Consider the following 19,998-nt stretch of genomic DNA (forward strand, 5'->3'; position numbering starts at 1 on the left):
TGAACTGATGGCCGACGGCTGGTGGCTGGTGGCTGGTGGCTGGTGGCTGGGGTGAACGCGCCGTCATGACCGTCCCACCGCCCGCAGTTCCGGCCCGGTACCCGTCACCGCGATCGCACCTTCTCTGTCCGTACGGAGCACCACCGCTCCCCCGGATCTGAGCGCCTCGACCGTCCGTGCGGCAGGATGCCCGTACGGGTTGTCCCGGCCCACGCTCACCAGCGCGAACCTCGGACGCGCGCTGCGGAGCAGTGCCGCGTCCTGGTGCGCGGATCCGTGGTGGGCGACCTTGAGCACATCCACCCGAGGCAGCGTGGGGTGACTGCGCAACAGGCCTTGTTGAGCCGGAGGTTCGAGGTCGCCGAGAAGTAACAGCGTGAGCCCACCTGCTCGTACGAGCAGGGTGACACTGGCGTCGTTCGGTTCCTCCGGTACGGGGCCGGCGGCCGGGCCCGCGGCGGTGGTCGCGCTGCCCGGCGGCCACAGCACCTGCCATGCGAGCGCTCCGATCCGCCGCCGCTCACCAGGGGTGGTGCGCACCACGGGGATGCCGGCCGCCGCGGCCGTCCTCCTGACGAACGCGGACTGTTCCGGGGGTTCGTCCAGGCTCGTCGTCTGGATCACGCCCACCGTTCTGCCCCGCAGCACACCGGTCAGGCCGCGAACGTGGTCGGCGTGGAAGTGGGTGAGCAGCAGCAGCGGGATGCGGGTGATGGCCAGGTCGCGCAGGCACCGGTCGACAAGCCGGGGATCCGGCCCGGCGTCGACGACCACGCCCGTGCCGGGCCCGGCCGCGAGCACCAGGGAATCCCCCTGACCGACGTCGCACATCGCGAACGCCCAGCCGGGCGGCGGCCATCCGGTCAGCACCCGGGTCAGTGGCACCGGCCGGAGCACCGCGAGGACGAGCAGCAGCGCGGCGGCCGAACAGAGCCAGGGATGGCGTCCGATGCGCCGCGCGGACAACACCAGGAGCCCGGTCAGCGCGGCCAGCAGCAGCGCCCCCGGCCGGCCGTCGGGCCAGTCGGCCTCCGCCCCGGGGAGCGCGGCTCCGGTCCGGGCCACGGAGGCGATCCACCCCGCCGGCCACCCCGCCACCGGGCGAGCAGTTCGGCCCCCGGCATGGCCACCGGCGCCAGGGCCAGCACGGCGAACCCGAGCACCGTGGCGGGCGCCACCGCGAACTCGGCCAGCAGGTTGCACGGGATCGCCACCAGACTTACGCGGGAGGCGAGCAGCACCACGACGGGCGAGCACACGGCCTGGGCCGCGGCCGCGGCCGCCAGCGCCTCCGCCAACCGTGGTGGCACCCGCCGCCCTTGCAGCGCTTCGCTCCACCGAGGGGCCAGGGTCAGGAGGGCGCCGGTAGCGAGCACTGACAGAACGAAGCCGTAACTGCGCGCCAGCCACGGGTCGTAGAGCACCAGCAGCAGAACGGCGGCAGCCAGCGCGGGAATCAGTGATCTGCGCCGCCCGGTGCCGATGGCCAGCAGTGTGATCAGACCGCAGGCCGCGGCCCGCAGCACGCTCGGTTCCGGCCGGCAGACGAGCACGAAGGCGAGGGTGAGCCCGCCTCCGAGCAGAGCGGTACCCCGCAGGGAAATCCCCCACGCGGGTGCCAGTCCGCGGCGTTCGACGCGCAGGGCGCTGCCGGGCGGTCCGATGAGCAGGACGAGCAGGATCGCCAGGTTGGCGCCCGATACCGCCATGAGATGGGTGAGGTCGGTCGCCCGGAACGCCTCGTGCAGTTCCGGTGTGACGCGTGTGGTGTCGCCGACGACCAGTCCGGGCAGAAGCGCCCGTGCATCAGGGCCAAGGTCTTCCGTCGCCGTGCGCAGGCCTGCGCGCAATCCGCCCGCCGTGCGCTGGAGTCGGGTGGGCGGGCCGATGACGCGGGGCGGCCCCTTTCCCTCGGCGCGCAGCACGGCGGTGGCGCGCTCCCCGCCATGCAGCGGCGGGGCCAGCCGGCCGCTGACGCGCAGCCGCGTGGAGGGAAGCAGCTGCTGCCACCGTGCGGCCGCGCCTTCGGGCGTGACGATGACCAGCACCGGCGTACGCAGCCGGACGGCCGTGCCGCCGGGTCTCGTCAGCCGGACGATCTCGGCGTCCAGGAGCAGGGAGGCGGGGGCGCTGTGGTCTCCGCGCACCCGGGGGGTCGTGCGGCGGGCATCGGAGGTCAGGGTGATCTCCGCGTCGATGTGCGCGAACTGCCCGGCCAGCCCGGGCACGGGTCCCTGCCGCGCATCGGCCCTGTGCAGACCTGCGGACGCCGCCCCGGCCGCCGCGCAGAGCAGCACCGCCGCGGCAGCCGTGGTGTGCAGCCGCCATCGGCCACCGCCGCCGCTCTCCGCACGGTCGCTCCGCGCCGCGAGTGCTGCGCGGAAGGGCGGGAGGCCTGGTAGGGCCAGGAGGGCCATGGCCGCCCCGAGGCAGAGCACCACACCCACCGCCACCCAGCGGCCCGGCGCGTCCAGGGCCGGTGCGGCACCCGCCCAGGCCGCCAGGGCCGGAGGGACCAACCGCAGGTCGACCGGGCCTTCCTGTCTCGGGTCGGCGCTCCCCAGCCGACGGCCCGACGCCGTGTGGACGTCCTGGGTACTCACGGTCGCACCAGGGGCTGGAGATCGGCGAACCGGCGGTCACCGATCCCGTTGACCTCGCGGAGCTCGTCGACGGACCGGAAGCCTCCGTGCTGGGTGCGGTGGTCGACGATGTGCTGGGCGAGGACGGGGCCGACGCCCGGCAGGGTGTCGAGCTGTTCCACCGTCGCGGTGTTGAGGCTCACCGGCCCGGCGGCGGCGCCCGGGCCGGCGCTTGCTCCTGTACCGCCTGCGGCAGCCGGGCCGGGCGGGGCGCCCACGATGATCTGTTCCCCGTCCATGAGGACCCGGGCCCGGTTGAGGCTGTCGAGGTCCACGCCCGGCCGGGCTCCGCCCGCCACTCGCAGCGCGTCGGCGACCCTGGCTCCGGCCGGCAGCCGGTGGATCCCGGGCCGCCTCACCTTCCCGCTCACGTCCACCACGACCTGCCCGCCCGGCCCGGTGACGGGTGGCGTCCCGGGCGAGGGCTCCGGCGTGCCGGCCCCGCCCGCATCCCCGTCCGTATCCGTCTCCGCCACGGGCGCGTGCGCGGCCTCGCCGACACGCTCCGGAGCGCGGACGGATGCGGGGCGCGCGGACCAGAAGTGCGTCGCGGCGAACACCGCTGCCGCGACCAGGACGACAGTCAGCGCGGCCAGGGCCCTCGGCTCCAGCCCGCACCTGAGCTGGAGCCACACCGGAAGCCGCTCACGCACCGCGGGAAGGACCCGCCGCAGCCGACCCGCGGTCACCGGGCCGGGGACCGGAACCGGAACCGTCGATGAGGCCGGCGCGTCTGCCATCGCAGGCACAGGCGGTGCCGTCATCACTCCGAGCGCAGACACAGACGCAGAAGCAAGCGCGGGCGCGGGCGGAGGTACGGGCGCGGGCGGAGGTACGGGCGCGGGCGGAGGTACGGGCGCGGGCGGAGGTGCGGATGTGGGCGGAGCCGTCTTCGTACGAGCCTCACTCGCTGTACGAGCCGCCATCGCCGTACGAGCCCCGCTCGCCGCGCCGGCCGCAATCACCGTGCCGGCCGCCGACGAACCCGCGCCCATCCCCAGCACCGGCCGCGCGACGCGCCCCCCGTAACCGCCTGCCATCAGCGCGTCCGCGCGGCTGCGTGAAGCCGCGGCCGCGGCGGTGCGCCCCCTCTCCCGCCGCCGTCGGCCCGGCCCGGTGCCCGCACCGCTCCGGACACGACCGTCCGAGGCCGGATCGCGCCCCGGCCCGCTACCGGGCCCGGGCCCGCCGAACCGGCCGATGCCGCTGACACGTCCGACGCTGCCGACGCGGCTGACGCGGCCGACACCGGCGCGATTGGTTGCACGATGTGATCGGGAAGCCATGCCTCATGACGCTAGGCACTTCTGCCGGAACCCGCTGAGCACACCCAATTCCGGTGGAAAACCGGACCGTTGTGCATAACTCCACCACTCCCGGGAGTGAAGTCAGCGGTGTGAGATCACCGCTCCCAGCAGCCCGGGGCCGGTGTGGGCGCCGATCACCGCGCCCACCTCACTGACATGCAGGTCGACCAGGCCCGGAACCCGCTCGCGCAGCCGCTCGGCCAGTCGCTCGGCCCGCTCCGGGGCCGCGAGGTGATGCACCGCGATGTCCACCCGCCCGCTGCCCGCCCGCTCGGCCACGATCTCCTCCAGCCGGGCGATGGCCTTCGAGGCCGTCCGTACCTTCTCCAGCAGCTCGATCCGGCCGCCGTCCAGCTGAAGGATCGGTTTCACGGCCAGGGCCGAACCGAACAGGGCCTGCGCTGCACCGATCCGGCCGCCGCGCCGCAGATAGTCCAGGGTGTCGACGTAGAAGTAGGCCGACGTGCCCGCCGCACGCTCCTCGGCGGCGGCCACCGCGTCGTCCTGGCTGCCGCCTGCCTCCGCCGCCTCCGCCGCGGCCAGGGCGCAGAACCCGAGGGCCATGGCGACCATCCCGGTGTCCACGACGCGCACCGGGACCGGAGCGTCCTTCGCTGCGAGGACGGCCGCGTCGTACGTGCCGGAGAACTCCGCCGACAGATGCAGCGAGACGATGGCGCTCGCTCCCGCTTCGGCGGCCGCTCGGTAGGCGGCGGCGAAGACCTCGGGGCTGGGCCTTGAAGTCGTCACGGAACGGCGCTTCTGCAGGGCCAGCGCGAGGGAGCGGGCCGAGATCTCGGTGCCCTCCTCCAGCGCCTGGTCGCCGAGAACGACGGTCAGCGGCACTGCGGTGATGCCATGCCGTTCCATCGCCTGGGGCGGCAGGTAGGCCGTTGAATCGGTGACGATCGCGACATGGCGGGACATGAGCGGGAGATTACCTGCCGGGGAGGCGGCTCGGCAGTTCGACCCCGACTGAATGATCAGTTCCGGTCGCTTCGTGCCGCATCCTTCCATCCCCGTTCACCTGCGGTCCCGGCCCGTCACCGGCCACCCCGCCAACGGCCGGCCATGACGACCCCGAATGCCCGAGGCCTCAGGAGACGCCCAGGCCTCTCGTTCTCAGTTCGTGGTCTCCGGCCGTGCCGTCTTCTGCCACGGATATCCCGTCCGCAGCCGGGGGTCCGGGGCCGTGACGGCCCGCGGAGTCCCCTCGTCGCCCGCCGGGTCGCCGGCGGGCTGCTCCTCAACGCGGTCCGCCGGACGCCCCGGCGCCGGCTCCTCCGTCGTCCAGTGCCGCAGCGCCCCGGCCTCCACGTCGATCTGCACGTTCAGCGCCTCCAGATCGTCGTCGGCGAACTGCCGGGCCCGGTCACGGGCCGCCCATCGCAGCGACTCCGCGGCGTGCGTGATCCGCTCGGTGCGCTCCTTCAGGCCGGGCAGCAGCGAGGCGACCGTCGTCCTGTCGGGTTCACGCTCCAGGCGCTTCAGGTCCTCCTCCAGCTCGCGGCCGTGCACCCCGAGGCGCTGGAACAGGCCCAGCGACTCCGAGAGCGAGGCGTCCTCGACCACACCCGCCTGCAGCGCATCCTGCGTGGCGCGCATCGAGGTGCGCAGCGAGAGACGGAGCTGAGCCAGCTCACCGCCGACGCCCACCTGCCCGTAGCTCTTGGCCCGCAGCGTGGTGTCCTCGACCGTGCGGCGCGCCTGCGTGATCGTGCGGTCCACGCCACGCTTGGCCGCCCCGATGACCTTGACGGCCGCATAGACGCCCAACGCCATGAATACGACGACGAGCAGCCCCAGAATCAGGATCACGGCTTCCATGAGCGCCCCTCGGATGGTGTGACGGCTGACAGCACGGTTTCACCCGCCCCTCCACCGTAAACGGAACGGGCAGGCGGAGGGTTCCATCGGAACCCCCAACCTGCCCGTAGGGGAAAGCCCTCACGCCGTCATGACGCCAACTGCCGACCAGGGCCTCCCCTGTGGATCATGCCGGGTTCGCGGCTTCCTGCACCCTGATCCGGCCTGGTCCGGACGCGAGTCCTGGGCCGGAACCCGGGCCGGAACTCAGGCCGGAACTCAGGCCGGAACGATGTTCACCAGCTTCGGCGCCCTGACGATCACCTTGCGGATGCCCGCCCCGTCCAGCGCCGCGACGACGGCCGGGTCCGCCAGGGCCAGCGCCTCCAGCTCCGCGTCCGTGATCGACGGGGAGATCTCCAGGCGCGCCCTGACCTTGCCCTTGATCTGGACGACGCAGGTCACGGTCTCGTCCACGACGTACGCCGGGTCGGCGACCGGGAAGTCCTGGTGCACGACCGAGTCGGTGTGGCCCAGCCGACGCCACAGCTCCTCGGCGATGTGCGGCGCCAGCGGCGCCACCAGCAGCACCAGCGCCTCGGCGACGGGGCGCGGCAGCGGACCGCCGGCCTTGGTCAGGTGGTTGTTCAGCTCGGTGACCTTGGCGATGGCCGTGTTGAAGCGCATCCCGGCCATGTCCGCACCGACGCCGTCGATCGCCTTGTGCAGCGCGCGCAGCGTGTCCTCGCCGGGCTCGGTGTCGACGACGGTGACCTCGCCGCTCTCCTCGTCGACGACGTTGCGCCACAGCCGCTGCAGCAGCCGGTACTGGCCGACGACCGCGCGCGTGTCCCAGGGGCGCGACACGTCCAGGGGTCCCATGGCCATCTCGTACAGCCGCAGCGTGTCCGCGCCGTACTCGCCGCAGATCTCGTCGGGCGTCACGGCGTTCTTCAGGGACTTACCCATCTTGCCCAGAACGCGGGAGACCTTCTCACCCTCGTAGTAGAACGCCCCGTCACGCTCCTCGACCTCGGCGGCCGGGACCGCGATGCCGCGGCTGTCCCGGTAGACGAAGGCCTGGATCATGCCCTGGTTGTACAGCTTGTGGAACGGCTCGGCGGACGAGACGTGGCCCAGGTCGTGCAGCACCTTGGACCAGAAGCGCGCGTACAGCAGGTGCAGCACGGCGTGCTCGGCGCCGCCCACGTACAGGTCGACGCCGCCGGTCGGCTGTCCTTCGCGCGGGCCCATCCAGTACTGCTCGATCGCCGGGTCGACCAGCTGCTCGGAGTTGTTCGGGTCCAGGTAGCGCAGCTCGTACCAGCAGGAGCCCGCCCAGTTGGGCATCGTGTTGGTCTCGCGGCGGTACTTCTTCGGCCCGTCGCCCAGGTCCAGCGTGACGTTGACCCAGTCGGCATTGCGCGACAGCGGGGTCTCGGGCTGGGTGTCGGCGTCGTCGGGGTCGAAGGTGCGCGGCGAGTAGTCGTCGACCTCCGGCAGCTCCAGCGGCAGCATCGACTCGGGCAGCGGGTGGGCGATGCCCTCCTCGTCGTACACGATCGGGAAGGGCTCACCCCAGTAGCGCTGGCGGCTGAACAGCCAGTCGCGCAGCCGGAAGTTGACGGTGCCCTCACCGACGCCGTGTTCCTTCAGCCAGTCGGTGATCCGCGCCTTCGCGTCGACGACGCCCAGGCCGTCCAGGGAGATCTCGTCGTTGGCGGAGTTGACCAGCTTCGCCTCGTACGAGGCGAAGGCGTCCTCCCACGTCGAGGCATCCGTGCCGCGGTCGTCCGACGGCTCGACGACACAGCGCATCGGCAGCTCGAAGGCGCGCGCGAAGGCGAAGTCGCGGGCGTCGTGCGCCGGTACGGCCATGATCGCGCCGGTGCCGTAGCCCATCAGGACGTAGTCGGCGATGAAGACGGGGATCTGCTCGCCGCTGACGGGGTTGGTCGCGTACGCGCCGGTGAAGACACCCGTCTTGTCCTTGGCCTCGGCCTGGCGCTCCACGTCGGACTTGGCGGCGGCCTGCTTGCGGTAGGCGGTGACGGCCTCGGCGGGGGTGGCGTGGCCACCGGTCCAGACCGGGTGGGTGCCGTCGGGCCAGGCGGCCGGAATGATCCGCTCGACCAGCTCGTGCTCCGGCGCCAGCACCATGTATGTGGCGCCGAACAGGGTGTCCTGGCGAGTGGTGAAGACGGTGATGCTGCCTGCGCCGTCGACGGGGAAGTCGACGCGCGCGCCCTCGGAGCGGCCGATCCAGTTGCGCTGCTGCAGCTTGATGGCCTCGGGCCAGTCCAGCCCGTCCAGGTCGTTCAGCAGCCGGTCGGCGTAGGCCGTGATGCGCATGTTCCACTGGCGCAGCTTGGCCTTGAAGACGGGGAAGTTGCCGCGCTCGGAGCGGCCGTCGGCCGTGACCTCCTCGTTGGCCAGGACGGTGCCCAGGCCGGGAGACCAGTTGACGGGCGCGTCGGAGGCGTAGGCCAGCCGGTGGTCACTCAGGACGTCGGCGCGCTCGGCGGCGCTCAGGGCGCTCCAGTCACGGCCGTCCGGGGTCGGGCGCTCGCCGCTCTCGAACTGGGCGACCAGCTCGGTGATCGGCCGGGCGCGGTCCGCGTCGGTGTCGTACCAGGAGTTGAAGATCTGCAGGAAGATCCACTGGGTCCACTTGTAGTACTCGGACTCGATCGTGGCGAACGAGCGGCGCTTGTCGTGGCCCAGGCCCAGCCGGCGCAGCTGCGCCGTCATGTTCTCGATGTTGGCCTCGGTCGAGATCCGCGGGTGCGTGCCGGTCTGTACGGCGTACTGCTCCGCGGGCAGGCCGAAGGCGTCGAAGCCCAGGGTGTGCAGGACGTTGTGGCCGGTCATCCGCTGGTGGCGGGCGTAGACATCGGTGGCGATGTAGCCCAGCGGGTGGCCGACGTGCAGGCCCGCACCCGAGGGGTACGGGAACATGTCCATGATGAATTTCTTCGGCTTGGCGGCCAGCTCCGGGTCGCCCGCCAGGTCGCCGGTCGGGTTCGGGGCCTCGTACGTACCCTCGGCGTCCCAGAAGTCCTGCCAGCGTGCCTCGATGTCGGCGGCCATCGCTGCCGTATAGCGGTGCGGCGCAGCAACGTCGGCTGCGGAATTCGTCTCGCTCATGATCCTCAAAGCTCCATCGATCGTCATCTGCCGGCGCCCACGTCTACGGACACGCGTCTACGGAAACGAAAAAACCCCTCGCACAGGAGGGGACGCCGCGCTGATGCCGACCAGGCATTCTCACCGGTCGGGACTGATCAGCGCGGCTCGCTAAGCAGAAGGCGTACGGCACGCATGGCGTCAGGGTACCGCACAGGCCCGGCCCCCATCCGGGCACCGCCGATCCGTGGACACGACGGGTGGCGAACCAGGCGGCAGAACGTCCGGGAAGCGTGGGTTACTCCGCGTAATGCCCTCTATCGGGGCAACCACCCAAACCTCGTACTGGCCGGTATGGAGCGCCTTAGCATGCGGCAACGGGACCGCTTTGCCGAGCCGTTCGGAGTCGCCCCCCATGAACCCTCATCGCAAGATCCGCTCATCGGCCGCCCCGCTCCAGGGGCCGAGCCGTCACGTACAGGGCGGGCTGACCGTCGCTGTGCTGGTTCTCCTGCCGCTGCTCGCCGTGGCGGGCAGCGACGGTCTGCGCGCCACGCTCGACTTCACGACCGGTGTCCTCTCGCTGGTCTCGCTCACCGCCGCGGTGGGCTGGGGCCTGCTCGCCACCGACCGGCTGTTCCTCTCCTCACGCCAGCGGCTGGCAGGCCAGGCCGTCCACCGCACCGCCGCGGCCGCCTCGCTGGGCTTCCTGCTGCTCCATGTCACGGTGAAGGTCTCGCTGGGGCATGTGGCTCTCCTCGGCGCCCTCATACCCTTCGGTCTCGGGGTCGGCGGTACGGCGGGGCTGATCGGTTTCGGCGCGCTGGCCGGTCTGCTGATGGTGGTGGCGGCCGCGACGGGCGCGCTGCGCAGCGCCTTCGCCAGCCCCAGCAAGGTCGCCGGACGCTGGCGGGCGCTGCACGCACTGTCCTACCCGGCGTGGTGCGCCGCGCTGGTGCACGGTCTGTACGCGGGCCGGCCGCCCGCTGTCTGGGTCGTCGTGATGTACAGCCTGTGCCTGGTCGCCGTGGCGGCCGTGCTGTGTCTGCGCGTGCTGCCGGTGCCGGTGAAGCGGCGGATCACCGGACTGATCACCGCTCTGATCAAGCCGGACGCCCTGCCCGTCGAGCCGGATCCGGTGACCCGTGAGGCCCCGCTGCCCGGTGCGGACACCTCGGCCCTGCCGGGGGCGTACGGAACGGACACCGCCGTCACCGGCCGGGACGGGCTCGGCAGCGGGGTGCGGGGCACCGCGCTGCCCTCGTCGTTCGAGCACCCCCGGACCACGCTCCCGGCACCTGCGCCGCCGCTGTACGAGGCCCCGCCCCGCAGCTCCGACCGCCTGACGACGAGCCCGCTCCCGAGTACGTCCGGCGGACTCAGGGGCCCCGGGCCCGGGATCGCCGCCGGGTACCGCGCGGTCTCGCCGCCCGCCGGGACCGCCGCCCGCCGGCAGCAGTCCGGGCACTGGCCGGCACCGTCACCCGCCCTGCCGGCCCGGGCACTGCGCCCGCCGCCCGGGCCCGCGGGAGCGGCGCACCCCTCGTACGCGCCCCCCGCCCCGTCCTTCGAACCCGTGCGGACACCCGCCGCCCCCTACGTCCCCGCCCAGGAACCTCCGTACGCCACCGGAGGGGCGACCGCTCCGCTGCCCGCCGTCGGCGACACCGCACCGCTCCCGGGGCCGTTCTACCCGCCCCCGGCCGGAGAACCCTGGACCGCACCCGCAGGAGACCGACCTTGAACATCCCCCTCCCCGACGTCCCCGAAGTCCGCGTCGTCGGCCTCCCCCAACTGACCAGCGGCTTCGACCTGGTGGAGCGGCTCGACCTCGGCATGCACCTGAAGGTGCACGGACCACTGGAGCCGATGACCGGCGAACGCCTGGCGGAACTCGCCGAGTCCATCTCTCTGAACGGCCGCGGCGGTGCCGGATTCCCCTTCGGCAGAAAGCTGCGGGCCGTCGCCAAGGCGTCCATCCGGCGCGGGGTGCGGCCGGTCGTCGTGATCAACGGCAGCGAGGGCGAGCCCGCCTGCCGCAAGGACACGGTGCTGCTCAACCGCGCACCGCACCTCATCCTGGACGGCGCCCTGTTGGCGGCCGAGGCGCTCGGGGCCCGCACCCTGATCGTCGCCGTCACCCGCAACTCCACCGAGACCTCGGTGCGCTCCGCACTGGCCGAGCGGGGTCTGTCCGACCGGCGCGGCCAGCCGTTGCGGGCCCGGGTGGTGCGGACGCCGGAGCGGATGGTCTCCGGTGAGGCCTCGGCCGTCATCCGGGCGGCGTCCGGTGGCCCGGCCCTGCCGCCGGGGCGCCGCGAACGGGCCGCCGAGTCGGGGGTCGGCGGCGCCCCCACCCTGCTGTCGAACGCGGAGACGTACGCACAACTCGCCGTCGCCGCCCGGATAGGCACCCGCCGCTACGGGAACACCGGCCTGCCGGACGAGCCCGGCACGGTGCTCCTCACGCTCTCCGGCGCGGTCGCGCGCCCGATGGTCATCGAAGTGCCGACGGGTGTGCCGCTGCGGTACGTGCTCCAGCTGGCCGGCGCTCCTCCGCTGCCGCAGGGTGTACTGACGGGCGGCTATCACGGCAACTGGATCAGTGCGCACGCCATGCATGACGCCGTCGTCTCGCGGGAGTCGCTGGCCGCGGCGGGCGGCGCGCTGGGGGCGGGGGCGATCCTGCCGATCGGGCAGGAGACCTGTCCGCTCGGCGAGTCCCTGCGCGTGGCGAACTGGCTGGCCGCCGAGACCGCGGGCCAGTGCGGCCCGTGCAAGCTCGGGCTGCCGGCCGCCGCCGGCGGGCTCTCCGACGTGCTGAACGGGGGCGGTCCCGCCGCCCTGGAGGCGCTGCGCGAGGTGACGCTGGCGGTCAAGGGGCGGGGCGCCTGCAAGCATCCGGACGGTTCTGCGCGCTTTCTGTCGTCCACGCTCTCCGCATTCACCGACGACCTGGCCGCGCATGTGCTGGACGGCGGCTGCGGCCGCGAGACGTCGGGGGTTCTCCCTCTTCCCGCACCTGGGTACCAGGATGTGGAGGAGTCCATTCCGAGCGGCGAGAAACTTGCCGTGGACTGGACGCTCTGCCGGGGGCACGGTCTCTGTGCGGACATCGTCCCGGAGTTGATCAGACTGGGCCCCGACGGATATCCGGCACTGGCGGACGCCGCGGTTCCGATGCATCTGCGCGGACGCGCACAGCGTGCCGTACGCCGTTGTCCCGCCCTGGCGCTCCGGATCGAACAGCAGGCTCCCGAGCGGCCCGCACTGCCTCCGGGCGCCGGCCGGAAGGCCCTCGGCAGCGGCCGGAGTTGACCTGCCAGAAACGACTGGCGGGCCATCCGATTCGGATGGCCCGCCAGTCGATCTTCACTGTGGAGCTAAGGAGAATTGAACTCCTGACCTCCTGCATGCCATGCAGGCGCTCTACCAACTGAGCTATAGCCCCGCGTTGTGCTGCCCGGTCTCCCGTGGCGACATCGAGAACATTACCGGTCACCCCGGCCGTCCACCAAATCGATTCCGGTCGACCCCTCCCCGGCCCCTCTCCGACCGGTCCACGGGGCCGGTCAGGCGGTGGCGAAGGAGTAGAAACGCTTGAGCGTGCAGTGCTCCTCCAGCAACCGTCCGTAGATCGGCTCCCCCTCCAGCTCCCGGTAGGTCTCGATGGCGTCGCCCTTTATGACCAGCGCCCGTGCGCATTCCTCGCACCAGTACTGGTAGTCCGCGTTGACCGGGTCCATGTCCCTGACGATGGGCGTACCGCTGCCACACCAGTCGCATTTCCGCCTGTGCGCGCCCATGGATCAGCTCCGGCTGCGGCCGCGGGCCGTACACATGGGGAGGATCCCGGTGAGGCGACCGGGCGTTCGGCGTCCGAGGAGAACGGCGGCGGCCCGTGGGAGACGAGTGGCCGGGAGCGAGCTGCGGACGGGACGGCCGACGCATGCGCGGCGCCGGCGGACGAGGGGCAGGTCCGGAACGTCGTGGCGGCTCACAGGCATCGCACACTCCTCCCCGTTCGGTGTCCGTCTCCCCTCCGGCGGTCCGATTCTGCCATGAGCCCGCAAGGGGGTCAGCCCGCCGGAGATCCCGCCCTGCGCCGATGCCGCGGAAGCAAGGGAGCAGGCAGCGGCCGACGGCGTCGCGCACCTGCCTGAGGACAGCCGCCCGGACGGGGGGGAACAAGCAAGGATCCCGCCCCCCTGATGGGGACGGGATCCTGATTGTGGAGCTAAGGAGAATTGAACTCCTGACCTCCTGCATGCCATGCAGGCGCTCTACCAACTGAGCTATAGCCCCGCTGTTCGCTGTGTTTCCCTGCGTTTCCGCGCTGCGAACAAGAAGAACTTTAGCCTGTGACCAGCCAGAAAGTGAAATCCGGCCGGAGCCGCCCGAAGACGCCCAGCGGGCGCCGCCCGGGCACTCGGTCAGGCGTCGTCGCCGAGCACCGGTTCGGGCAGGGTGCCGGCGTTGTGCTCCAGCAGACGCCAGCCGCGGGCGCCCTCGCCCAACACCGACCAGCAGCAGTTGGAGAGTCCGCCGAGCCCTTCCCAGTGGTGCGCTTCCAGACCCAGCAGCCGGCCGATGGTGGTCCGGATGGTGCCACCGTGGCTGACGACGACGAGCGTGCCGTCGTCGGGCAGCTTGTCGGCGTGCGCGAGCACGACGGGGGCTGCCCTGTCGGCGACCTCGGTCTCCAGCTCGCCGCCGCCGCGCCGCACGGGCTCGCCGCGCTTCCAGGCCGCGTACTGCTCGCCGTACAGCCCCACGATCTCCTCGTGGGTGAGGCCCTGCCAGGCGCCCGCATAGGTCTCGCGCAGTCCCGGGTCGTGCGCGACACCGAGCCCGGTGATCGCGACGAGCTCGGCCGCCGTGGCCGAGGCCCGCCGCAGATCGGATGCGACGATCGCGTCCGGCTTCAGCGAGGCGAGCAGCCGGGCAGCCCGGCGGGCCTGCCCGACGCCTTCCTCGGTGAGATCGATGTCCGTGGAGCCCTGGAACCGGCGCTCCAGGTTCCACGCCGTCTGGCCGTGCCGCCAGAGGACGATCCTGCGGCCCCTGCCGCTTCCGCTGCCGTTCAGCTCTGCTCACCTTCCGTGCTGCCGGTGAGCTGTGCGTGCTCCTCGGCCTTGCCGCGGGTCTTCACGGCGTCCTCGGGAAGGGGGATCTCGGGGCAGTCCTTCCACAGGCGCTCCAGCGCGTAGAAGACGCGCTCCTCGCTGTGCTGGACGTGGATGACGATGTCGACGTAGTCGAGGAGGATCCAGCGGGCGTCGCGGTCGCCCTCACGGCGGACCGGCTTGGCGCCGAGCTTCTTCTGGAGCTGCTCCTCGATCTCGTCGACGATCGACTTGACCTGGCGGTCGTTGGGGGCCGAAGCCAGCAGGAAGGCGTCCGTGATCGACAGCACGTCGCTGACGTCGTACGCAATGATGTCGTGCGCGAGCCGGTCGGCGGCCGCCTGAGCGGCGGCGTTGATGAGCTCGATGGAGCGGTCCGTGGCGGTCACATGCAGGCTTTCGTCGGCGGTCAGATCAACCTCTAGGGTCTCACGGACCGCCGACAGCCCACGCAGTCATCTTCCGAAGAGCGTCCAGGAGTCGTCCGGCGGCGTCGCGGAGCAGCTCCGGAGCCGCCCGCGCCCGGCCCGCGAGCGGTTCGGGAACGGCGGCGGGGCGGCCCCGGAACCGTCCCGGGGCCGCCCCTTAACCTGGACCGGTGGACCGGTCCGGCCGTCCGACCTACTTGATCTTGTAGTCCTGGCCGATGACGACGGACACGTCCGCGTTGCCGGCCGGCTTGCCCTTCTTCGCCGCGCTCGCCGGCAGCCCGAGAGTCGCGGCGACCTCTGTCGCCTTCTTCTTGTCCGCCGCGTCCTTGTAGACGACCTCGGAGGACGCCACCGCGCCGGACTTCCCGCTGTTGACGAAGGTGTAGCCGCCGTTGACCAGCTCGATCCGGGCGGACTCCGTACCGCGGTCGCTGCCCGTGGCGTTCTTGACGCCGACCCGTACCGCCGCGTCCGCGGACGGGGCCTTGAACGCGCCGCCCAGGATGTCCTTGACGACGCTCTCCGTGGCAGCCTCGGTGAGGGTGCCGTCGTCCTGGACCGGCAGCAGCGCGGTCTTGTAGTCGCCGATCTTGGCGTGCTCGGCGAGCTTGGCCAGGGAGGCGCCGAGGTCCTGCTCGGGCAGGGACGGGTCGAGGATCTGGGCCAGCGTCTCGACGGTGACGGTGGCGGCCTTCGGGTCGTCGGAGATCTTCCGCAGCACTCCGCGCATGACCTGCCCGAACCGCATCAGCTGCTTGGCCTCGGCCTCGTCGGGACCGCGGTACGTGGCGTACGCCACGGCCATCGGCCCGCTGAGCGTCTGCCCCTTGCCCTTCTTCACCAGGGGCGCGGCCCCCTTCTTGGTGTCGGGAACAGCGGTGTCGGTGTCGACCTCGATGTTGCCGACCAGGTCGACGAGGTTCTCCAGATACGGGGTGTCGAGCCGCCATGTGCCGCTGATCTCCGTGCCGAGCAGCGCGTCGATGGACTCACGGGTTCCGGAGGCCCCGTCGTCGTCGACCGATTTGCCGAGCGTGGTGGCGGTGCCGTCCTCGTCGGCGACGGCCAGCGAGTTGGGCAGCAGGACCGTGGTGCCCTGCTTGGTGGTGACGTTGTCGACGAGCAGGGCCGTGGACGTGCCGCCGCCCTTGGTGTTGTGGAGGTGGACCACGATGACGTCCCGCCGCTGCGGACCGGTCGCCGTGGTGTTCTCCTTCTCCGCCGCGGAGAGACCGGGGATCTTGTCCGCGGACCACAGGTAGCCGACGCCGCCGAGCACGACGAGGACGGCCACGACGATCAGCGCGACCATCCGGTTGTGACCGCGCCGGCGTGCCTCCTCGCGGCGTTCGCTGCGGCTCTCGGTGAACTTCAGCCAGTCGATGACGTCTTCGGAGTCCTCGTCGGGCTCCTCGATGAAGGAGAACTGCTCCGTGCGGTAGTCGCGGTCGCCCCGGCGCGGCCCCGGAACGCTCGCCTCGGGCTCCGCGGCCCGCTGCGGTTCGGGGGCCTGCTGCGGTTCGGGGACCCGCTGCGGCTGAGCGGCAGTGGGCGCCGGGGCCTGCTGCGGGATGCTCCACTGCTGCGTGGTGTCGACCGCGGCAGGCTGCTGGCCCGTGTCGTAGCCGTAACCGCCGTCGTAGCCGTAACCCGGCTGCTGGGGTTGCTGCTGGGCCGGCTGGTGCTGCTGAGCGGCGTACGGGTCGTAATGCTGCGGGGGCGCGGCAGGTTGCTGTTGCTGCTGCTGGGCGTACGGGTCGTAGCCGTATCCCTGACCGTCCTGCGGCGCCTGCTGCTGGGGCTGCTGGGCCTGGTGCGGCGGCTGAGTCCCCTGCTGTGCGTACGGGTCGTACTGCTGCTGCCCGGGCTGCTGCTGGTACACCGGCTGCCCGTACTCGTCGTAGCCGACGATCTGCGGCTGCTGGTAGTACGGGTCGTACGGATTCTGTCGGTCGTTCACCGGTGCCCCTCTCCGTGGCTCATTCGCCGCGGTACAGCTGGCGCTTGTCGATGTAGCGGACCACACCGTCGGGCACCAGGTACCAGACCGGGTCCCCCTGGGCGACCCTCTCGCGGCAGTCCGTGGAGGAGATCGCCAGTGCGGGTACCTCCACGAGGGATACGCCCCCCTCCGGCAGCCCGTCGTCCGTCAGCACGTGTCCCGGCCGCGTCACACCGATGAAGTGGGACAGCGAGAAGAGCTCTTCGGCATCCCGCCAGGTGAGGATCTGGGAGAGCGCGTCGGCGCCCGTGATGAAGAAGAGGTCCGCGTCGCCGTGGACCGCGCGCAGGTCCCGCAGGGTGTCGATCGTGTACGTGGGGCCGTTGCGGTCGATGTCGCTGCGGCTGACCGAGAACTGAGGATTGGACGCCGTCGCGATGACCGTCATCAGATAGCGGTCCTCGGCCGGGGAGACCTGCTTGTGGCTCTTCTGCCACGGCTGCCCGGTCGGGACGAAGACCACCTCGTCGAGGTGGAACTGGGCGGCCACTTCACTGGCCGCCACCAGGTGTCCATGATGAATCGGGTCAAACGTCCCGCCCATCACGCCGAGTCGGCGTTTTCCGCGGCCGGTAGGCACTTCCTGCTCTCCCATGCGTGCAGAGCCTACTGGCACAGCTGTACGCCTCGGCCTCAGCGGTCGCGGTTGAAGCGCGTGGTGATCCAGAGAAGGAGGAGAAGCGCGACAAACGCACCGCCACCGGTGAGGTACGGGCTGAGACTTTCGTGGTTACCACCGTGCTCGCCCTCGGCGGCGACGGTGACCAGCTGGTGTGCGGTGCTCGTGAGGCTCATCTTCGGCAGGACCTATCGATCGGGAGTCGGAGGGAAGACGTCGCGGACATCGTATGCGGGCGCCCCGGGCACGCTCACGCCGACTCAGTCGTTGTTGTCGTCGTTGCGGTATCCGCGCAGCAGGAACCAGGCCAGCAGGGCTGCGCCGACGAGCGAGGCGATCAGCACGATGCGGATCGTGTTGCCCGGCCCCTGGTCCTCGGATGCGGCAGCGAGCAGAGCAACGGTGTGCGACATGTCGGGCGTCTCCTCAGTTATCCACAGCCCCCCGCACACCGTAGCCCCAGCACCTACGCTGGGATTTGTCAGGGGGGCGAGCGACGTCTCGTACGAACAGGGGGCCCATTCATGACCGACGGCAGCCACGAGAGCCATGGCCAGGTGCCGAGCAGGCAGCGCAGGCGTTTCCCGGGAATCTCCTCCCGGGCGTACGAACACCCCGCGGACCGCTCGGCCCTGGTGGCGCTGCGCAAGCTGAGCGGTTTCGACACCGTCTTCAAGACGCTGAGCGGACTGCTGCCGGAGCGCAGTCTGCGACTGCTCTTCCTGTCGGACTCCGTCCGGGTGAGCGACGCACAGTTCGCCCACCTCAACGACATGCTGCGGGACGCCTGTTACATCCTGGACCTGGAGAAGGTCCCTCCGATGTACGTCAGCCAGAACCCGCAGCCCAACGCCATGTGCATCGGTCTGGACGAGCCGATCATCGTGGTGACGACGGGCCTGGTGGAGCTGCTCGACGAGGAGGAGATGCGGGCGGTCGTCGGGCACGAGGTGGGGCACGCCCTCTCCGGCCACGCCGTGTACCGCACGATCCTGTTCTTCCTCACCAGTCTCGCCCTCAAGGTGGCCTGGATCCCGCTCGGCAATGTCGCGATCATGGCGATCGTCACTGCGCTGCGCGAGTGGTTCCGCAAGTCGGAGCTGTCCGCGGACCGGGCCGGGCTGCTGGTCGGCCAGGATCTGCAGGCCTCGATGCGCGGGCTGATGAAGATCGCCGGCGGCAATCACCTCCACCAGATGAACGTGGACGCGTTCCTCGCCCAGGCCGATGAGTACGAGAAGGCGGGCGACCTGCGCGATTCCGTCCTCAAGATCCTCAATGTGCTCCCCCGTTCGCACCCGTTCACCACGGTGCGCGCGGCCGAGCTGAAGAAGTGGTCCGAGACCCGCGACTACCAGCGGATCATGGACGGCCACTACCCGCGGCGCGACGAGGACAAGGACACGTCGGTGACGGACGCCTTCAAGGAGTCCGCCTCGCACTACGCCGATTCGGTGCGCAGCAGCAAGGACCCGCTGATGAAGCTGGTCGGCGACATAGCGGGCGGAGCCGGCGACCTGGGCGGCAAGCTCCGCGACAAGTTCACCGGCGCGGGCGCCGGCGCCAAGGGGGCCGGGACGGCCAAGGGTGACGCTACGGACGGCTCACAGCAGTCCCCGAGGCCTGAGGACCCCGAGGGGCCGTCTGCGGGGCCCGGGGCGGCGGGGAGCTGACCGCCAGCGTCCCGCACAGAGCCGCGGCGGGCCGGCCCGTCGCATACGGGTCGGTGCCCGCCGGGCCGCCGCCGGACGCCCGTTCGCCCGCGAGCAGGGGCCGCAGGGCCCCGGTGGTGCCGGCTGAGCAGGACTGCGGTCCCGCCTGGACATAGCTGGTCTGCACCTCCAGCCGGTGCAGCCGCAGATCATCCCGGTCGAACCGGAAACGCATCTCCCGCCGTACGGTGAACAGCGAGGCGCCGCCCGCCTGTTGGGGCCCCGAGACGACCGGGTGGAGCACATAGGCGAAGGTGTGGTCCGACACCACCTCCAGGGCGTCGGCCCCCACCTCGGCGTACCGCAGGGTGCCCCGGACCCGGATCTCCGGATCAGGGGTGACCTTGTCCGCATCGAACCGCACCAGCCAGCCTGACGCCGCGTGCTGCCCGTCGTCGTGCGGCTCGTTCATGCTCCGGTCGAACTGGCCCATCTGGTCCGGGTCGAGCAGGGACTCCACGGGGCGCACCGCGTTCCCGCCGAGGACGTCTCGGTCGAGCGAGGAGGCCACCAGGTAGTCCTTGACCGTGGCCAGGGCGGTGAACACCTGGTTGTCGGAGAAGTTCTCCGTCCGCCGGTTCACCGGGAGGCTGATGCCCGCGGCCCCCTTCGGAAACGGGGCGGCGGGGCTGCTCGCGAAGAGGGCGGCCGTGGTGCCGGCCGGCACGACTCCGCGCGGCGCCAGCGGGACGACGGTCATCCGCAGCGGTTCGGCCCGCCTGGTGACAGGGTTCGCGTAGGGGTGGCGGAAGCCCATGAAGACGGCGGTGCCGAAGGCCAGGGCGATCAGGAGCACCAGGGCGAGCGCGGCCCGCGAGCCGTTGCGGACGGCACGGCCCGGCAGGCTCCGGACGGCACGGGCGTGTTCCCCCATGCGCTCCTGGGCGGAAAATTCCTGCAGCCGGGCAGCCCGGACGAAGGACTCGTCGAAGACCAGCGACCGGTACTCGTCCTCGCTGCCGCTCGCACTGTTCTCCGACGGGCCTTCGGGTGGATCTCCGCGGTCTGCCATGACTTCTCCCGACTCCACGCCACCGACCGGGGCCGAAACGGTGCGCCCCTTCCGGCCGAAAGGCTCCGGACAGGGTCTGCCCGCCATGCGTGGGCATGCACGGACAAGTGAGAAGCCCCCTCTTCGAGCGGGTGAGGGGTCATATCTTCAGAGTAGGTCGATTACGGCGGAGGTAAACGCGGTGACGGGCGGGAACTGCCGCTGCGTTCCCCCGG

The 19,998-nt window shown here is 71.5% G+C and carries 15 protein-coding genes, 2 tRNA genes and 1 pseudogene; 3 read left to right on the forward strand and 15 right to left on the reverse strand.

Features of this window, described 5'->3' with window-relative positions:
* Positions 1 to 63 precede the first annotated feature (63 nt).
* The 5 genes and pseudogenes from SH922_RS12790 to leuS form a co-directional block, all read right to left on the reverse strand.
* Positions 64 to 2,603 (reverse strand): annotated as a pseudogene (locus SH922_RS12790) (ComEC/Rec2 family competence protein).
* Positions 2,600 to 3,382, reverse strand: coding sequence for a helix-hairpin-helix domain-containing protein (locus tag SH922_RS12795; RefSeq protein ID WP_393058051.1), 783 nt, complete (start codon positions 3,380 to 3,382; stop codon positions 2,600 to 2,602). Before SH922_RS12795 ends, SH922_RS12790 begins: the two are co-directional and overlap by 4 nt.
* A gap of 648 nt (positions 3,383 to 4,030) precedes the next feature.
* Complete coding sequence (locus tag SH922_RS12800; RefSeq protein WP_393058053.1) at positions 4,031 to 4,876, reverse strand: DegV family protein; 846 nt, start codon at positions 4,874 to 4,876, stop codon at positions 4,031 to 4,033.
* Positions 4,877 to 5,071: 195 nt separating this feature from the next.
* Entirely contained in the window at positions 5,072 to 5,776 is a 705-nt protein-coding gene (locus tag SH922_RS12805; protein ID WP_393058055.1) for a hypothetical protein, read from the reverse strand.
* 258 nt (positions 5,777 to 6,034) lie between these two features.
* Complete coding sequence (gene leuS, locus SH922_RS12810) at positions 6,035 to 8,902, reverse strand: leucine--tRNA ligase (RefSeq protein ID WP_393058057.1); 2,868 nt, start codon at positions 8,900 to 8,902, stop codon at positions 6,035 to 6,037.
* A 394-nt stretch (positions 8,903 to 9,296) separates the two neighbouring features.
* Here leuS and SH922_RS12815 point away from each other — a divergent pair, with 394 nt between their 5' ends.
* Positions 9,297 to 10,625, forward strand: coding sequence for a hypothetical protein (locus SH922_RS12815; protein ID WP_393058059.1), 1,329 nt, complete (start codon positions 9,297 to 9,299; stop codon positions 10,623 to 10,625).
* Positions 10,622 to 12,199 carry a ferredoxin gene (locus SH922_RS12820; RefSeq protein ID WP_393058061.1) on the forward strand — a complete coding sequence of 526 codons (1,578 nt, stop codon included), beginning with the start codon at positions 10,622 to 10,624 and terminating at the stop codon, positions 12,197 to 12,199. The genes SH922_RS12815 and SH922_RS12820 overlap by 4 nt, the downstream gene beginning before the upstream one ends.
* Positions 12,200 to 12,259: 60 nt before the next feature.
* On the opposite strand, the gene SH922_RS12825 is transcribed toward SH922_RS12820, so the two are convergent.
* The 9 genes from SH922_RS12825 to SH922_RS12865 form a co-directional block, all read right to left on the reverse strand.
* Positions 12,260 to 12,332, reverse strand: a tRNA-Ala gene (locus SH922_RS12825).
* Between the two features lie 121 nt (positions 12,333 to 12,453).
* Complete coding sequence (locus SH922_RS12830) at positions 12,454 to 12,687, reverse strand: hypothetical protein (RefSeq protein WP_326736146.1); 234 nt, start codon at positions 12,685 to 12,687, stop codon at positions 12,454 to 12,456.
* Positions 12,688 to 13,113: 426 nt separating this feature from the next.
* Positions 13,114 to 13,186: transfer RNA gene (locus SH922_RS12835), tRNA-Ala, on the reverse strand.
* A 128-nt stretch (positions 13,187 to 13,314) separates the two neighbouring features.
* The gene (locus tag SH922_RS12840; protein ID WP_393063545.1) at positions 13,315 to 13,968 is read right to left on the reverse strand and encodes a histidine phosphatase family protein; all 654 of its coding nucleotides are present in this window, start codon (positions 13,966 to 13,968) and stop codon (positions 13,315 to 13,317) included.
* On the reverse strand, positions 13,965 to 14,396 hold the full coding sequence (gene rsfS, locus SH922_RS12845) for a ribosome silencing factor (RefSeq protein ID WP_326736147.1): 432 nt from the start codon (positions 14,394 to 14,396) through the stop codon (positions 13,965 to 13,967). The genes SH922_RS12840 and rsfS overlap by 4 nt, the downstream gene beginning before the upstream one ends.
* A gap of 232 nt (positions 14,397 to 14,628) precedes the next feature.
* On the reverse strand, positions 14,629 to 16,398 hold the full coding sequence (locus tag SH922_RS12850) for a LytR C-terminal domain-containing protein (RefSeq protein ID WP_393058064.1): 1,770 nt from the start codon (positions 16,396 to 16,398) through the stop codon (positions 14,629 to 14,631).
* Positions 16,399 to 16,417: 19 nt separating this feature from the next.
* A complete protein-coding gene (gene nadD, locus SH922_RS12855; RefSeq protein WP_393058066.1) occupies positions 16,418 to 17,035 on the reverse strand; it encodes a nicotinate-nucleotide adenylyltransferase in 618 nt (205 codons plus the stop codon).
* 38 nt (positions 17,036 to 17,073) lie between these two features.
* Positions 17,074 to 17,235: a hypothetical protein gene (locus tag SH922_RS12860; RefSeq protein WP_266778681.1), complete on the reverse strand. Its 162-nt coding sequence runs from the start codon at positions 17,233 to 17,235 to the stop codon at positions 17,074 to 17,076.
* An 84-nt stretch (positions 17,236 to 17,319) separates the two neighbouring features.
* Positions 17,320 to 17,472 carry a hypothetical protein gene (locus SH922_RS12865; RefSeq protein WP_393058069.1) on the reverse strand — a complete coding sequence of 51 codons (153 nt, stop codon included), beginning with the start codon at positions 17,470 to 17,472 and terminating at the stop codon, positions 17,320 to 17,322.
* A 111-nt stretch (positions 17,473 to 17,583) separates the two neighbouring features.
* On the opposite strand from SH922_RS12865, the gene SH922_RS12870 reads away from it, so the two are divergent.
* Positions 17,584 to 18,732 (forward strand): M48 family metallopeptidase, encoded by a 1,149-nt coding sequence (locus SH922_RS12870; RefSeq protein WP_393058071.1) that lies wholly within the window; start codon positions 17,584 to 17,586, stop codon positions 18,730 to 18,732.
* Here SH922_RS12870 and SH922_RS12875 read toward each other — a convergent pair.
* Positions 18,653 to 19,783, reverse strand: a complete 1,131-nt coding sequence (locus tag SH922_RS12875) for a hypothetical protein (protein ID WP_393058073.1) — start codon at positions 19,781 to 19,783, stop codon at positions 18,653 to 18,655. The genes SH922_RS12870 and SH922_RS12875 overlap by 80 nt on opposite strands.
* Between the last annotated feature and the right edge of the window lie 215 nt (positions 19,784 to 19,998).

The organism is Streptomyces sp. LN549, assembly GCF_043203805.1.
GTDB lineage: Bacteria > Actinomycetota > Actinomycetes > Streptomycetales > Streptomycetaceae > Streptomyces.